13 protein-coding genes are annotated in these 15148 nt (G+C 60.5%); 7 read left to right on the top strand and 6 right to left on the bottom strand.

Features of this window, described 5'->3' with window-relative positions; genetic code table 11:
* Nucleotides 1–10: 10 nt before the first annotated feature.
* From HS122_05645 to HS122_05635, 3 genes are all read left to right on the top strand, one after another.
* The gene (locus tag HS122_05645) at nucleotides 11–1486 is read left to right on the top strand and encodes a neutral/alkaline non-lysosomal ceramidase N-terminal domain-containing protein (protein ID MBE7537878.1); all 1476 of its coding nucleotides are present in this window, start codon (nucleotides 11–13) and stop codon (nucleotides 1484–1486) included.
* 63 nt (nucleotides 1487–1549) lie between these two features.
* Nucleotides 1550–2086, top strand: coding sequence for a sigma-70 family RNA polymerase sigma factor (locus HS122_05640; protein ID MBE7537877.1), 537 nt, complete (start codon nucleotides 1550–1552; stop codon nucleotides 2084–2086).
* 24 nt (nucleotides 2087–2110) lie between these two features.
* Nucleotides 2111–4147 (top strand): von Willebrand factor type A domain-containing protein, encoded by a 2037-nt coding sequence (locus tag HS122_05635; GenBank protein MBE7537876.1) that lies wholly within the window; start codon nucleotides 2111–2113, stop codon nucleotides 4145–4147.
* On the opposite strand, the gene HS122_05630 is transcribed toward HS122_05635, so the two are convergent.
* Both HS122_05630 and HS122_05625 read right to left on the bottom strand, forming a co-directional pair.
* Nucleotides 4078–4521, bottom strand: a complete 444-nt coding sequence (locus HS122_05630) for a DUF86 domain-containing protein (protein MBE7537875.1) — start codon at nucleotides 4519–4521, stop codon at nucleotides 4078–4080. The two genes, HS122_05635 and HS122_05630, sit on opposite strands and share 70 nt — an antisense overlap.
* Nucleotides 4514–4951, bottom strand: a complete 438-nt coding sequence (locus HS122_05625; protein MBE7537874.1) for a nucleotidyltransferase domain-containing protein — start codon at nucleotides 4949–4951, stop codon at nucleotides 4514–4516. The genes HS122_05630 and HS122_05625 overlap by 8 nt, the downstream gene beginning before the upstream one ends.
* Before the next feature lie 451 nt (nucleotides 4952–5402).
* On the opposite strand from HS122_05625, the gene HS122_05620 reads away from it, so the two are divergent.
* A complete protein-coding gene (locus HS122_05620) occupies nucleotides 5403–5786 on the top strand; it encodes a type II toxin-antitoxin system RelE/ParE family toxin (protein ID MBE7537873.1) in 384 nt (127 codons plus the stop codon).
* A 31-nt stretch (nucleotides 5787–5817) separates the two neighbouring features.
* The gene (locus tag HS122_05615) at nucleotides 5818–6204 is read left to right on the top strand and encodes an XRE family transcriptional regulator (GenBank protein ID MBE7537872.1); all 387 of its coding nucleotides are present in this window, start codon (nucleotides 5818–5820) and stop codon (nucleotides 6202–6204) included.
* Between the two features lie 3 nt (nucleotides 6205–6207).
* On the opposite strand, the gene HS122_05610 is transcribed toward HS122_05615, so the two are convergent.
* From HS122_05610 to pap, 4 genes are all read right to left on the bottom strand, one after another.
* Entirely contained in the window at nucleotides 6208–6609 is a 402-nt protein-coding gene (locus HS122_05610; GenBank protein ID MBE7537871.1) for a DUF4440 domain-containing protein, read from the bottom strand.
* A 5-nt stretch (nucleotides 6610–6614) separates the two neighbouring features.
* A complete protein-coding gene (gene hemN, locus HS122_05605) occupies nucleotides 6615–8006 on the bottom strand; it encodes an oxygen-independent coproporphyrinogen III oxidase (GenBank protein ID MBE7537870.1) in 1392 nt (463 codons plus the stop codon).
* Between the two features lie 138 nt (nucleotides 8007–8144).
* Nucleotides 8145–8810 carry a DUF1275 domain-containing protein gene (locus tag HS122_05600; GenBank protein ID MBE7537869.1) on the bottom strand — a complete coding sequence of 222 codons (666 nt, stop codon included), beginning with the start codon at nucleotides 8808–8810 and terminating at the stop codon, nucleotides 8145–8147.
* A 431-nt stretch (nucleotides 8811–9241) separates the two neighbouring features.
* On the bottom strand, nucleotides 9242–10732 hold the full coding sequence (gene pap, locus HS122_05595; protein ID MBE7537868.1) for a polyphosphate:AMP phosphotransferase: 1491 nt from the start codon (nucleotides 10730–10732) through the stop codon (nucleotides 9242–9244).
* A gap of 179 nt (nucleotides 10733–10911) precedes the next feature.
* Here pap and HS122_05590 point away from each other — a divergent pair, with 179 nt between their 5' ends.
* Together HS122_05590 and HS122_05585 are read left to right on the top strand one after the other, a co-directional pair.
* The gene (locus HS122_05590; GenBank protein ID MBE7537867.1) at nucleotides 10912–11868 is read left to right on the top strand and encodes a DMT family transporter; all 957 of its coding nucleotides are present in this window, start codon (nucleotides 10912–10914) and stop codon (nucleotides 11866–11868) included.
* A gap of 309 nt (nucleotides 11869–12177) precedes the next feature.
* Nucleotides 12178–15132: a TonB-dependent receptor gene (locus tag HS122_05585; protein ID MBE7537866.1), complete on the top strand. Its 2955-nt coding sequence runs from the start codon at nucleotides 12178–12180 to the stop codon at nucleotides 15130–15132.
* Nucleotides 15133–15148 lie beyond the last annotated feature (16 nt).

The raw sequence follows: 15148 nt of genomic DNA, 5'->3' as shown, positions 1-15148 counted from the left end.
CACCCTGTCAATGTCACCGCTTCCATCGACCCGTTTTCCTTTCCCGTTGGAAGTTCGGAGTCGAGATACCTGCACGCTTGTCCTGTTCATGATCTTTGTGGTGCTTTTTGCGCCTGTTGCAAACGGCGCTATCAGCGCTGGCGAGGGAGCAGCCGGGCACTGGCGGGCGGGCGTGGCCTCACGAGTCATCACGCCGCCTGGTCCGATCTGGCTGGCGGGATACGCGGCCCGCACCGCGCCGTCTTCGGGGGTCGAACTCGACGTCAGAGCGAAGGCGCTTGCAATCGACGACGGGCATCACGGCCGTGTTGTGCTGGTGACCATGGATCTCATCCGCGTGCCTCATGCGCTCCGGGTTTTCGTGGAGGCGGAGGTGGAGAGGCGGTTCGGGTTGAAGCCGCATGAGATCCTGCTGAACGCCTCGCACACGCACAGTGGTCCTGAGGTCGAACCGGAGCGAATGATCCTTGAACCGGTGTTCCGAAAGATGGCAAGGCCTCAGGATGTCGAGGCTGTGAATGCGTATCAGGTGTTCCTGCGCGAGGCCATCGTGGACCTTGTGGGTCAAAGCCTGGCCGCGCCTTTCCCGGCGCGCCTGGACTATTTTCATGCGCGCGCAGCCTTTGCCATGAATCGCCGCCGCCTTGAGGCCGATGGCTCAATTTCCAACAATCCGAATCCCGATGGTCCGGTTGATCATGATGTGCCGGTTCTGAGAGTGAGTGACGCTGATGGAAAAGTGCGCGCGATCGTGTTTGGATATGCCTGCCACAACACCACGCTGAGCGGGAGCATGCTGAGTGCTGACTATGCGGGTTATGCGCAGCTCGACATTGAAGCCGCCTATCCAGGAGTGACTGCGCTGTTTGTCGCCGGATGCGGAGGGGATCAGAATCCGTATCCCCGCCATGGAAGCGTCCCCGGGAGAAAGCCGGTGGATCTCGCAAGGGATCACGGGCGCACGCTTGCGAATGCCGTGCATGCGGCGCTTGCCACACGGGCGCGTCCTGTTGCCGGCAGCCTTCGCGTGGCCTATGGTCAGGCCTTGCTTGCGTATCAGCCGCCGGCACTGGCGGACCTTGATGCGTTTGCTCCTGAGAGATTCCCTCCCGAGGTCATTCAGCGGGCAGTCAGACTGAGAGGTCTGCACGATCGGAAGGAGGATCCGGCACCGCTTGCCTGTCCGGTCCACATTGTGCGATTTGGGAATGATCTGACCCTGGTGGCGCTCGGTGGTGAGGCCGTGGTCGACTACTCCCTTCGTCTAAAACGTGAGCTCGCGGGTGAAGCAGCGGTGTGGGTCGCAGGCTATTCGAACGATGTGTTTGGCTATCTTGGCAGCGGGCGTGTCATCAGGGAGGGTGGGTACGAAGGCGGCAGCGCGAACACCCGGATACTCAATCTACCCGGACGCTTCACACCGGCGGCAGAGGAAACGGTCGTGTCGAAAGTTCATGAGTTGATCCGGCGGACCGGAGGTGGCTGAACCAGCCGCTTCGGTGCTGGAGGGAATTTTCCTAAGAAGCATTGGTTTCGAACGTAGCATACCCTGAAGGTCAGCATGACTTCGCTTCGTCCCGATGAACACCCAGGAACTTTCGTTGAGATCGCGGTGGCGCGTCATCAGGCGTCGCTGCTTCGTTATGCAACGCGTCTGCTGGGTGATGCCGACCGGGCGCGCGATGTCGTGCAGGACACTTTCGTCAAGCTCATGGGGCAGGATCCGGCGGCGGTGGCTGACCATGAGGCGGAGTGGTTGTTCACGGTCTGCCGGCATCGGGCGCTGGACATCCTGCGCAAGGAAGGCCGCATGAAGCATTTTGAAGCAGGTGAAACCGAACAGCTTCGCGCGCCTGATCCGCGGCCGGGCGAGGTGATGGAGAAGGAGGAGACCCGGATGATGCTGCTCAAGCTGCTCGACCGCCTGCCTGCGCGCCAGCAGGAGCTGCTGAGACTCAGGTTCCAGAATGGATTCAGCTACAAACAAATCAGCCGCATCACTGCGCTGTCCATGGGCAATGTCGGATTCCTGATCCATACGGCGGTCACGCGTTTGCGCAGGGAGTTTGCCGCCGCTCCGAGATGATGTCCGTGAATCTGAAGAAGCACCATGAATGAGCCCAAAGAGTTGATCTCGTCCGACGATCCCCGGCTGACGGCCTACGCGCTCGGCGAATTGGAGGGTGCGGAGCTGGCGGTCGTGGAGAAGGCCGTGCGCGCGGATCCCGCCCTGCAGGCCGTGGTGGCTGAGATTCAGGCCATGGGTGGCGAACTGACGCAGGCGCTGGCCGACGAGGATTTTTCTGCCGCGCCGCAGTTTTCGAGTGTGGGGATGGTTTCGGATGATGGGGGACAGGACGATGGGGCAAAGGGCCCTCGACGTGGAAAACTCCTGAGCTTTCCCGCTCTCTATTACGTTTTTGCCACGGCTGCCGCCGCAGGATTCGCGGTCATGGTGGCCATGCATCCGCCCGGCGATTCGCGATTCCGTCAGAAGCCGGCGCCGATGACGGTCTTGTATGCTCCGCCGGAAAGGAACGTCGATGCAGCTGCGGAAGCCCAGTCGAAGGACGAGTCTGTGGCAGCGGAAGTTGGAGCCGGCCTGCGATTTGCCGAAATGCCGCAGCGTCTGGTCATGCCGGAAGCGGCAAAGCGGGTGGCGCTGCCTTCGGTGAGGATTCAGGCCGGCACCGCGGCCGATCTCGCGATGAAGCCCCGTTCATTTGCGACCGAAGGTGGTTTTGCATCAGTGAGCAGCCGGCCGTTGTCAACGATTCCAGCCAGGGTCGACACCGGGAGCTATGCCGATGTCCGCCGCATCGTTGACGGTGGGAGCCTGCCGCCGCCCAGTGCCGTGCGCATCGAGGAGTTTCTCAATTACTTCCCGTACGCCTACCCACCACCGCCAAAGGTCGGATCGACAAAGGATGCGCCCCCTTTTGCCGCAAGTCTTGAGGTGGCCTCGGCTCCCTGGGCGCCGGAGCACCGTCTCGTGCGCGTGGCCTTGAAAGGCCGCGAGGTGAGTGCGCGGGAACGCGGGGCTGCGAGCCTTGTTTTTCTCATCGATGTGTCCGGGTCGATGAATGCCCCCGGCAAACTTCCGCTCGTGAAGGAAACGCTGCGCCGGCTGCTGGAGCGTCTGCGTGACGACGACCGCATCGCGATCGTGACTTACGCCGGTGAGTCGGGACTCGTGCTGCCCGCTACGCCCGCAGCGCGCCGCGGGGAGATCCTCGCTGCGATTGATAAGCTCGAGCCGGCCGGCTCCGCCCAGAGTGCGACGGACATCCGTCTCGCCTATGAGCTTGCGAGGGCGAATCAGGCGGGGCCGGGTCTGACGCGGGTGGTGCTGTGCACGGACGGCGACTTTGAATTTGGCGCAACGGTCGGGGTGGAACTGATTCGCCTCGTCGAGGAAAATGCTCGCGAGGGCGTGTTTTTCACCGCGCTGGGATTTGGCATGGGCGGGTACAGGGATGGCACGCTTGAGCGTCTTGCGGACAAGGGACGGGGGACCTTCGGCTATGTGGAATCGCCTCGCGAGATCGCGCGGCATGCCGTCGACCCGGTTTGCGATGCATTGGTGACAATCGCGCGGGATGTGAGAATCCGGGTGGAGTTCAATCCGGCCCAGGTGGCACAATATCGGCTGATCGGCTATGAGGGGAGTGCGGCCGGGCATCGGGCATTCGAGAGTGACGCGCCCGCAACCAGTGAGATCGGCGCCGGGTACAGTCTGACCGCGCTTTACGAGGTCATTCCCCCGGGAGCGGCATCGGCGGGAGACGTCCCGACGCCGACATTGAGGTACTTCAAGCCTGTTGAGCGTATCCAGAATCCAGCTACACAAGGGGAAATGCTGACCGTGAGCGTGAAGTATGCGGATCCCCAGGCTGGTGGGGCTGGCCGGACGCTGGACTTTCATTTGATGGATGACGGGAGAACGTTTGAGCAGGCGTCGCCCGATTTTCAGTTTGCTGCGGCGGTTGCCTCCTTTGGCATGATTTTGAAGGACTCCGACTTTCGGGGCGGCGCAACATTCACAAGCGTGGACGAATGGGCCCGGCGAGGGGCGGCTCAGGATCCCGAGGGATATCGGATGGAATTCCTGGACCTTGTGTCGCGCGCGGGTCGGATCGTCCGGTGATTTCTGCGCGGGGGTTCGGGAGGGGGTCTGTTCTTGAAGTAGGCTTCCAACGCTGCAATCAGCGGCTTGATCTCCGTCTGCGTGACCTCCCAGACAATCTTGAAGTCCACGGCACCGTAGTCGTGGGCAATGCGATTGCGCATGCCGCGAATGCTCCTGAAAGGGATGCCGGGCAGTGCGGCTTCCGTCGTCTTGTCGATCCTGTGGGCTGACTCGCCGAGGAGAGAGATGCGGAGCGCAACGGCATCCCGCTTTTCGCTGTTGTGCCAGAAATCCTCAAACAAGACACCGGCTGTGTAGGCATGAATCAGGCGCGCCGCCTCAAGCATGTCATGCAGGTGGGCGTCAGAAGTCTTGGGTGACGTCCTAGGCACGGAATATCTCCCGGGCATCCGTAAGTATGGATGTCCGCCGATAGGGATTGGACATCGCTTCGACCGACTCCCGTGTCAGCAGGTGCACCGGCGCGCCAAGGATTGCGGCCATTTCGTCCTCCATCGTGAAAAATCGCAGGCCTGGGTTCGTGTCGAATGTCGCGATCAGATCGACGTCGCTGCCTCGTTTCGCGTCGCCTCGAGCCGCCGAACCAAAAACTTCCAGCCGGGTGATGCCGTTTTTCCGGCAGTAGTCAGACAGGACCCGAGCGATCGCCTCTGGATCTGGAGGAACTCGCAATCGGCGAGGCCTCGAAACCTTTCCGCTACGCACGGCTTGCCAATAAGCCTTTGCCTTCGCCCGGTTCGCGATGGTCTTGGCGAGCGATCGAGCCCGTCCCCCTTTACGACTGAAAGCCGCATGGTTCATGGGAAAAAGCTAAGCGCTTAGGATAATTCAGTCGAATCTATACTTATGAAATTATTTCCATTAGACATAGCGTCATGTTTAGAGCCTGTCCAAAGTTCATAGCATGTTTACCTGCATACGATAACGTAAAATGATAATGGCCGAAACCGGGAGGATTCCCTGGCTTCGGCCAAATAGCGGTCTCCATAATTTTGGTTTCTATGACAAAAGCGGCGACCGTCAGGGAAACGATAGCGATTCAGAGCTGGTTGCGTCCAGCCCTGACTCACAGGCCCTAAATGTTTCCTAACTTTATTCCGGGATCGCCTGACGCCTTGCGGCCAAGTGCAAGGTTTCAATCAGGAAAAAGCTGTCCCTGTCCGCCAAAGACCACTTAGGACTATCGCCTTTTTACGATATTCCCTGTTGCCAGATTATCGGTTTTAAGTGATACCGATAATGCGAAGAAAGGATGCCCAAGACCCGAGTAATTTTGTATCAGGAGAAGAAGAACGATGTCCCCGTCTTGGACTGGCTACGTGAACTAGCCAAATCCAACGCAAAGGCACACGTGAAAGGACGCGATGTCATCAGGCTCCTCGAAGATTGCGGCCACGAACTGCGGAGACCCCATGCCGACTTGCTTCGCGATGGCATCTACGAACTCCGGTTCAAACTCGGTCACGTGAACTACCGGATTCTCCACTTCTTTCACGGTGGGATGGCCGCTGTCCTCTCCTCCGGTTTCACCAAAGAGGCTGAGGTGCCTGTGGTCGAAATTGAACGAGCGATTGAAAGGAAGAAGAAGTTTTTGGCGAACCCCGAGGCACACACTTACCTCGGCACAGAAAGTTAGGGCGAAACGGTGCCCACATGAGGATACGGATATGAACAAGACCAAGCAGTCAAAAATTCGCAGCGCCACAGAGATCTTGGACGCCGAAATTCCACCGAGCCCCGAAATGGAGCCCTATCGGGAGCAGGTCCGCGTCGACAATGATGTAGCCCAGAAAATTTACGACCTCCGCAAGAAGGCCGGGCTAACTCAAAAGCAACTCGCTGAGCGCATCGGAACCCAGCAGTCCGTCATCTCCGACTTGGAAGCTGCCGACTACCACGGGCACTCCCTGGCGATGCTTAACCGCATTGCTGAGGCCGTGAACAAGCGCGTCGAAATTCGATTTCTGCCCGCCAAACGAAATATCCGAGTATCCCGCTTCAGGACACATCCGATACTGACGGACTCAGCAGGGGATGCTGATTCCTCCCGCTGACCATCAGGTCTCGAGGCCTGCGGCGCGGGCGAAGGCGTGGTAGTCGAGGGCGGTGTTCTGGTCGTGGATGATGCGCCAAGCGCCGTCCTGCAATTGGAAGACGTAGACGAGCCAGGTTTCAAAGTCGGCGGCGTCTTTTCCCGGCTTGTAGGTATAGCGCACGAGCGCCATGGCCATGTCCGTGCCGACGACCTTGTGCTCCACGGTCGCCTTCCAGGTCCATCCGGCATCCTTGAACCACTCGGTGTGAATCGCGATGGTTTCGGCGGGGGTCTTGAAGACATGGCCGTTCTGCACGATCGTGTAGAGGGTGTCGCCGGTGGTGAGGTGCGACTTGAACGCAGCGAGGTCGCGATCGGCGATGGCCTTGAAGTGCGCGTTGAGCGCGGCGTCAAAATCGGGCATCGGGATCAAATGGTGTTGGCGTGCTGGCGGGCGGAGGGTGTGAGCGTGGCGTCGAAGCGCATGGCGATCACGCGCAGGAGCGGCACACCGCGGGGCGTCACGTCGAATCCGGCTGCATGCCTGCGCAGCAGGCCGTCCCGCTGGAGGTCCTCAAGCTTGGCAAGTTCGGGTGCAAACAGGGATTGGAAATCCTGGCCGAGCAAACGCGAGAGCGCGACGTAGTCGATGCGACGGTCACACATGATCCTCATGATCACGATACGCCGCTGGCGGTCGTCCTTCGTCAGCCGCATCCCGCGTTCGACGGGCAGTTCATCGCGGTCGAGCGCGGCGCGCCAGCCGGAGAGCGTCTTGTGGTTCTGCCGGTAGGTCTCCTCGGTCGAGGAGATGGCTGAGATCCCGAATCCGTAGAGGGAGGTTCCCGCCTGTGTGCTGTAGCCCTGAAAGTTTCGCTGAAGCGTTCCGTTGCGGAGCGAGATCGCCAGCGTGTCGTCCGGCCGCGCGAAATGGTCGAGGCCGATGTCGACGTATCCGGCCGAGATGAGTTTCCGGTGCGCCGTCGAAAACATGGCCCATTTTGCCTCTGCATTGGGCAACTGCTTTCTGTCATCGAAGATTTTTTGCGCAGGCTTCATCCACGGCACATGCGCGTAGCTGAAGAGCGAAAGGCGGTCGGGGAGCAGTTCGATGATGCTGTCGATGGTTTCGGAGAACGATTCGGGAGTCTGCAGCGGCAGGCCGTAGATCAGGTCGAGATTGATCGAGGTGAATCCGTGCTCCCGCAACCAGCCGATCGCATCGATGTTCATCTGATGCGGCTGGATGCGATGCACCGCCACCTGCACCTCCGGATTGATGTCCTGAACACCGAGTGATGCGCGATTGGTGCCGATCGACTGAAGGGCTTCGACATGTTCGCGCGCCAGCCGGCGGGGATCGACCTCGACGCTGAATTCGCAGTCCGGTGACAGATTGAAGTGCGAATGAATCAGGCTGCCCAGCCGGCGCAGTGTGTCGGGTGGCAGGAAGGTTGGCGTTCCACCGCCGAAATGGATCTGGGAGACGGGCCGGCTCTTGTCGATGCGCGCGGTGGTGATCCGCATTTCACGGGCGAGGTCGTCGACATAGGTGTCGGCCGCACCGCGCTGGCGTGTGATGATGGTGTTGCAGCCGCAGAACCAGCAGAGGGTTTCGCAGAACGGCAGGTGAAAGTAGAGGGACAGTGGACCCTTTGCGGCGTTGTCTGCCTTTACGGCTCCCTCGAGATCAAGGGATTTCCAGTCGGTCGTGAACTTGGTGGCCGGGGGATAGGAGGTGTAGCGCGGGCCCGGCACCGAGTATTTCTGGATCAGCTGGAGATCGATTTCCGTTGAGGATGGTGCGGCGGACGCAGGCATGGTTGAAGACAAGGCTGATGAATCACCGCCGCTTCGCAACTGTTGTTGCATTGGAGCCAGCGCGACCGGTTTGCCGTCGTGCAGGCGGTCGAGGCTGCGCCGGTTTGTCCGATGTGTTGCGGAAAATGAATGGCGCGTTCAGGCCTTCTTGCGACGGGCGTGGGCGTAGGCGGTGTAGACAATGGCCACGACCCCGGTGAGCGCTGCAGGAAAGTAAAGCGATTGCGAGCCGAACCGGGGATAGAGCAGGCTGCCGATCACGCCGCCGATGCCGAACGATGCGATGATCAGGGTGTAGAGTCGGATGCGAATCCGGCGACAGGCGCGCCGCGCCAAGTGCCCCATGGCGGCGCCGATGTCGGTGTACATTCCCGTCAGGTGGGAGGTGCGAAGGATGGTGCCGCTGTAGGTGCTTGCCATGGCGTTTTGAAGTCCGCAGGCGATTGAGGCGACGCAGCCGCCCGTGACCCGATTTGAATGCATGAGCGCCGATGCCACGAAGAGCAGGATGCTCTCAAGGAAGAGTGCCACGCCATAGCGCCGGCCGAGGCGCAGCACCGCGTCCTGGATGATGAATCCGCCGAGCGCCGCTCCGAAAGTGAATGACAGCAGGATCAGGGAGAGCTCGACGATTCCCACGCCGTTGCCGCGCGCTAGTGCCTGCGAGAACAGGGTCGTGGTGCCGGTGACATGAGTGATGGCCTGGTGGGTGTAGCTCTGGAGTCCGACGACGTTGACGACGCCGGCGATTCCCGCGAGGGATGCGCCTCCCCACCATGCCCAGCGCTCCAGTTTGTCGATCATTGCGTTGGGATATATCGAAACGGTCGGGTCGGCGGCAACTGAAGATGCGTCGTGGATGGCGGGTGTCGCTAAACGGCACCGGAGGTTCCAACGCGAAGAGGCGAAGGGCGCGGAGCACGCGGAGGGGGAGAAGAGTGGCTCGGGCTTCCAGCCCGCAGTCATCCTGAGGATCAAAGGGAAGGCGGAATGCAGAGGTCGGAGATCGGAATGGTTTCACGCGAAGACGCGAAGGGCGCGAAGGAGGAGATCGGAATAGTTTCACGCGGAGGCGCGGAGCACGCGGAGAAGAGGGAGAGGGCGGGGGAGGGGGATAGGGAGGGAGATGGGTCGATGAGAATAGGAACTGGCGGAGTGGGGTGATGGACGGGTGTCGCTAAACGGCGCCGGGGGTTTTTACGCGAAGTCGCGAAGGGGCAACGTTTGGGAAATCTCTATTTCCCGAGCTCGTTCTCGATCACCTTGCAGGCGGTCTTCAGGATCTGCAGGCGGGCGTACCGCTTGTTGTTGGACGGGATGATGTGCCAGGGGGCGTAGTGCGTGCTGGTCAGCGCGAGCATGTCGCCCGCCGCTGTTTCATAGGCGCTCCACTTGCGCCTGTTGCGCCAGTCCTCGGCGTTGATCTTGTGAAGTTTGTACGGCGTGTGCTCCCGGGCGCGAAAACGCCGGAGCTGCTCCTCCTTTGAAATGTGCATCCAGAACTTCACAACGAGGCTGCCGTGGCTGGTGAGCTGCTCCTCAAATTCATTGAGCTCCTTGAAGGCTCGTTTCCATTCGTCCGGACGCGCGAAGCCTTCGAGCCGCTCGACCAGCACGCGGCCGTACCAGGAGCGGTCGAAGATGGTGACAAAGCCGTCGCGCGGCACATGACGCCAGAAGCGCCAGAGGTAGTGATGGGCCTTTTCCTCATCGGTGGGTTTGGAAACGGGGACAACGCGGTAGTTGCGGACGTCCATCGCGCTGGCGAGCCGGCGGATGGCGCCGCCTTTTCCTGCGGCGTCCCAGCCCTCGAAGACAAAGACGACGGAGCGTCGCGCGCCCTGCAGCGCGCGCAGGCTGCGGTTGAGGCGCCCGAGCCATTTCTCCCGTTTCCGCTCGTACTCCTCCTCCGACAACGCCTGGTCGAGCCGGAGCCTCATCAGGCGGCGGCGGCCTGCGGGGGCGAGCGATCGTGGATGCTGCGCAGGACGCGTTGCGAGGGCGCTGCGTGCGGAAAGGCGGCGCAGGTGAGACTGGAAGCGCCGGACCAGAAGGGAGCCGACGGCGAGATTGCGCGAACGGGCGTCGGTTGCGTCCATGACCGTCCACGGGGCGCCGGGGGAGTCGGTTCCCTCGACGATGATGCGTGCGGTGCGTGCTAGCCGGTCATAGTGCTTGTGAGCGCGCCAGTTGTCCTCGGTCACGCGCCATGCGGTGTCGGGGTCGCTTTCGAGGCTGCGCAGCCGCGCGGCCTGGGCCTCCCGTGAAATGTGCAGCCAGACCTTGATGATGAGGGTGCCGTTGTCGGAGAGCAGTTTTTCGAAGTGGCGGATGCCCTTCAGCTCCTTCTGGAGCACGGCCTGTTCACGCTTGTTGCTGACCTCCTCATGCAGGGCCTCAGTGTACCAGGAACTCGCGAAGATGCCGATGCGCCCGTGCGCGGGCAGGCGGCGCCAGAAGCGCCAGAGCAGCGGACGCTCACGTTCCTCGTCGGTCGGGGAATGGAAATAGAAGGTTTCGACTCCGCGCGGATCGAGCCATTCGCCGAGAGTGTTGAGGACATCGCCGCGCCCGGCTCCATCCACGCCCGCGACGATCAGAATAACCTTGGCGTTGCGTTCCTTGAGTTGAACCTGCAGTTGCACGAGCTGTTCGCGAAGCGACGGGAGGGCGCGTTCATACTCTTTCCTGCCGAGACGGCCGTTGGATGCGCGTGGTCTGGCCATGGAGGAACAGGCAACGCGTCCGGTTGGCGTTTGTCGAGCCGGGGCTCGCAAGTTCATGAACTTGCCGCGGCGGCAGTCTGGCACGGCGGCATCACCGGCCGCATGGTGATTGCGTCGGCGGGTGCGAACCGATGCGCTGCGAATCCTTCGAAGTTCGCTCTGAATCCTTTTTTCCCTCCATGTCCACCCGTTCACGAGCGTTTTTCCTCCTGATTCTGGCGACGGCCTGCTGGGGCGTCAGTTTTCCTCTGGTGAAGGGACTGGCGTTCCTGCATGGGCGGCTGCTACCGGGCAGCGACACCTGGTTCATTGCGTCGATGGTGCTGATGCCGCGCTTCATGCTCGCGGCACTGCTGCTGGCGGTGTGGCAGGTCGTCCGATCCGGAACGCTGCGGTGCACGCGCGATGAAATCGTTCAAGGCGGGGTGATCGGACTTTTTTCATCGGCGGGCATGATATGCCAGAGCGACGCCCTGCAGTTCACATCGGCCAGCACGTCGGCGTTTCTCACGCAGCTCTACGTGGTGTTCATCCCCGTTTACCTGATGGTGCGGACGCGCACGAATCCGGGGACGGCGATGTGGATCAGCGTGATGCTTGTGATCGTGGGGGTGTGCATTCTTGGAGACTTCGATCTGAGGTCGCTTCATTTCGGGCGCGGAGAATGGGAGACGATGCTGGGATCGCTTTTCTTCGCCGGTCAGATCCTCTGGCTGGAGAAACCGGAGTATGCGGCGAATCGGCCGGAGCGGATCTCTCTCGTGATGTATGCCACCATGAGTCTCGTGCTGACGGGCATGGTGCTTGTCATGGCTTCCGATGCGACGTCGATTGGAGAGCTGGTGACGTCAGCGCCCTGGTGGCTGTTCACGGTGGTGCTGACGCTTGTGTGCACGGTGGCCGCCTACGGCCTCATGAACGCCTGGCAGCCGAAGATCACGGCGACCGAGGCCGGGCTCATTTACTGCATTGAGCCCATATTTGGAGCGATGATGGCGCTTTTTCTTCCAGCGTGGTTGTCGGCATTGGCGGGCGTGGACTATGCCAATGAAACGCTGACCTCCCGCTTGCTTGTGGGGGGCGGACTGATCACGGCTGCAAATGTCCTGCTGATGGTGGGGGTGCGCAAGGGGTAGAAATTTCCGATATTCTTCGATGCGGGATTGGAGGAGTGTTGTTGGAATCGAATCGGATTAGGCCTTTTGACCTATGGATGACCCTGCCGCGGGTCGCGTAGGATGAAAGCAACGCCGCGCAGACGCTGGCCTGTCTTTGCAATCCACCTCACCCACAATTGATGCAGGAGAATGGTCGTGTGGCACCCACGTCCCCAAGCCTGATCACTCCACAATCGCGGTGGACCGGCGCTCGACCTCGGTCAAAGTGATCATCCCATTTCTTTGTCACCCAAACGACGAGCAACACAACAGACCATGCAATACACCATGAACTCAAAATCAATCTTCCGGCGCTCCCTCGCGGTCCTGCTGCTGGGGAGTGCAGTCCACGCGCAATCCACGCCTTCCAAGCCTGGCGATGCCGAGGATCTGCCTCGCATGCGAACCCAGACCGTTGAGGCCGAGAAGCTGGTCAAGGCGACCGAACTCGAGGAAATGCGCGTATTGGGCTCCCGGATACGCAGGCCCGATGTGGAGGGGCCTTCCCCGGTGATCGTCTATGACCGGTCCTACATCGACGCCACCGGAGCGATGACCCTGGCGGACTTCTTCAATTTCCTTCCGCAGAACTACACGGGCATCAGTTCGGGCCGAGGATCGACCCCGAACGAATTCAATCCGGAATTCGGGCAGCGGACGGAAACGACTTCGCCAGCGATAAACTTTGTGACAGGCGCGTCGTCCGCGCCTCCCGGGCAGACGGGTGTCTCGGGCATCAGCCTTTCAGGACTCGGCGCCGGGTCGACCCTGGTGCTGGTCGACGGGCGCCGAATGGTCAAGTCAGGTGAGGGCAATCAGTCATCTGACTCCCGTCAGGGCTTTGTCGATCTCAACGGCATTCCCTTCGGCATGATCGAGCGGGTTGAGGTGATCACGGATGGATCGTCCGCGCTCTATGGAGCCGACGCCGTCGGTGGTGTCGTCAACATCATCCTCAAGAAGAACTGGACCGGCACGGAGATCAGCGGATCCTACCGCGGGGCATTTCACGGCGGCGGACATGAGCGTTTCGCCAATGTCACTTCGGGCTTTTCCAAGGGCCGGCTTCAGGTGGTGCTGAGTGCGGACTACTACAGCCGCGCGGATCTAAAAGCGTCGCAGCGGTCTTTCTCCAAGAACCAGGACCATCGCGGAACTGTCGCCGGAACATTGGTTTCCACGGGGGCTCCTTCTCAGGGACGGGATCTGCGGTTAAATTGGGGCTATCCCGGTGTTGTTCAGGCGCGCACGGGAAACCTGACGAATTTCTTTCTTCCTGATGGAACGCCAGCCCGCTTCGCATTGGTGCGGGACGGCATCACCGGCAATCCTGTCTTGTCAAACTTTACGGCATCCCCCCCCAGCAATCTCAACAGCGCGTCGGGTCTTGTCCGGGGCAATACGGCGGAATTCATCGATATCATTCCTGAGTCTGAAAGGTACAATTTTGCGGGAAACTTCACCTACAAGTTCAAGCGTTCGGTCGAACTTTACGGCAAGGTAAGTTACGCGGATGTGCGCGGATTGTTCGAATCTCAGCCTGGCGTGTCCTCGGCTTCGGCGTTTAGCGGATTTGGAAACTATTCGACGGTTGTCCCTGCAACGATCAACGGTGTGGCGAATCCTTACAACCCGTTTGGCCAGGATGTGCTCGTTGGAATGGTCCACTACGAGTTTGGCCCAGCGAGCCAGAAGACGCACAGCAAGACTCTTCTGAGCTCGATCGGCATGCGCGGGACGTTTGGAGACACCTGGCAATGGGATGCCTCCTATTCCTGGCAGAACTACAAGATGGACAAATCCACGCGTTTGTTCAACGGGGCGGCCATCACGGCGGCATTGGCGAATCCGGATCTCTCGCTTCGCCTGAATCCCTTCCTGGATGCCCGAGTGGCGGGTAACAAGCAGGCGGCTATTTATGAGGCAATGGCGCTCTACAACACCGTGAATTCCGATTCGACCGAACAGCAGGTGGATGTCTCGGCGGATGGGGATCTCTACCGGCTGCCCGGCGGTCCGATCAAGATGGCCGTGGGAAGCAGTTTCTACAAGGAGGAGAATGAAAACATCTCGGTCAACACCCGTGAGGCTGTGACGCCGGTGCCATTGAGAACCCAGGTGGGGGGATCGCGGGATACGATCGCCGCATTTTCCGAACTGTCAGTTCCGGTTTTCGGCAAGCCCAACGCTGCCCCGCTGCTTCGCAGGCTGGAGTTGCAGATTGCGGGCCGGTACGAGGATCATGAACAGTATACCAAGTTTGTGCCAAAGTACGGGATTGCATGGGTGCCTGCGCAATCGCTGCTTCTGAGGGCAAGTTACTCTGAAGGCTTCCGCGTTCCGTTTCTTACCGAATATCAGATTGCACCGACTGTATCGAATTCGACCGTTGTCGATCCGCGGCGCACCCCGGCATCAACACCCAATGTTCAAGTGAGCTCGGGTTCGGCACCCAACATGGGGCCTGAGACTTCCACCACCGAGAAATACGGACTCGTCTTCGAGCCGCCGGTTGTGAAAGGGCTTACGTTTGAGGTCAATTACACGCGCATCGAGCAGAAGAACGCGCTGCAGCGCCTTTCGGCAACCACGCTGGTCAACAATGAAGCCTTGTTCCAGGACCGCATCGTTCGCGCACCCGCGGCACCCGAGGACATCGCGCTGAACCAACCGGGACGATTGACCTCCATCGACACCACTTTCGTCAACTTTGGGAGCATCCTGGCCGACTCCCTCGACCTTCGTGTGGACTATGCCGTGCCGTATGAACGGCTCGGCAGATGGCGGTTGTCGGGCAGCGCCTCGCGCACGCTGAAGAATCAAAAGACCCTGGCTCCAGGCCAGCCTCCGGTGATTCTTGAGGACGACACGGGCGCTCCTCCCAAGTGGCGCTTTCTCGGCTCGTTGCTGTGGGACCGGGGTCCCCTGAGCGGTTCGCTCTTCGTGAATTACATCGATGGATTCGAGACCAACCTGACTGGCAATACGTTTGTCGCCAACAACAGCGCCATCCGATATCTGCCCACTCCGGCGGTGATCAGGGTCGATATCCGCGGCAGCTATCGTTTCCCGAAGGGGGTCTGGCGGGGGTACGGCAAGGGGCTGGTCTTGAGCGGCGGCATCAGCAACCTCTTCGACAAGGAGCCGCCGTTCTCGGATACGGCGTTCGGCTACAATGGAGCCCTTCACAGCAATCTGGTGCTGGGCCGGTCGTACGAGTTGTCCTTCCGTCTGCCGTTCTGATGAAAGTCTGTTGACG

The organism is Opitutaceae bacterium, from assembly GCA_015075305.1.
GTDB lineage: Bacteria > Verrucomicrobiota > Verrucomicrobiia > Opitutales > Opitutaceae > UBA6669.
Note: the sequence above shows the minus strand (reverse complement) of the source record. Positions and strands in the feature narration are given on the sequence as shown.

Bases quoted from the DNA above. Each gene is read 5' to 3' on its own strand.
- HS122_05615 (MBE7537872.1), top strand. From the start codon at position 5,818: ATGAACAAGACCAAGCAGTCAAAAATTCGCAGCGCCACAGAGATCTTG.
- HS122_05585 (MBE7537866.1), top strand. From the start codon at position 12,178: ATGAACTCAAAATCAATCTTCCGGCGCTCCCTCGCGGTCCTGCTGCTG.
- HS122_05600 (MBE7537869.1), bottom strand. From the start codon at position 8,810: ATGATCGACAAACTGGAGCGCTGGGCATGGTGGGGAGGCGCATCCCTC.
- HS122_05635 (MBE7537876.1), top strand. From the start codon at position 2,111: ATGAATGAGCCCAAAGAGTTGATCTCGTCCGACGATCCCCGGCTGACG.
- HS122_05625 (MBE7537874.1), bottom strand. From the start codon at position 4,951: ATGAACCATGCGGCTTTCAGTCGTAAAGGGGGACGGGCTCGATCGCTC.
- HS122_05620 (MBE7537873.1), top strand. From the start codon at position 5,403: ATGCCCAAGACCCGAGTAATTTTGTATCAGGAGAAGAAGAACGATGTC.
- pap (MBE7537868.1), bottom strand. From the start codon at position 10,732: ATGGCCAGACCACGCGCATCCAACGGCCGTCTCGGCAGGAAAGAGTAT.
- HS122_05610 (MBE7537871.1), bottom strand. From the start codon at position 6,609: ATGCCCGATTTTGACGCCGCGCTCAACGCGCACTTCAAGGCCATCGCC.
- HS122_05590 (MBE7537867.1), top strand. From the start codon at position 10,912: ATGTCCACCCGTTCACGAGCGTTTTTCCTCCTGATTCTGGCGACGGCC.
- hemN (MBE7537870.1), bottom strand. From the start codon at position 8,006: ATGCCTGCGTCCGCCGCACCATCCTCAACGGAAATCGATCTCCAGCTG.
- HS122_05645 (MBE7537878.1), top strand. From the start codon at position 11: ATGTCACCGCTTCCATCGACCCGTTTTCCTTTCCCGTTGGAAGTTCGG.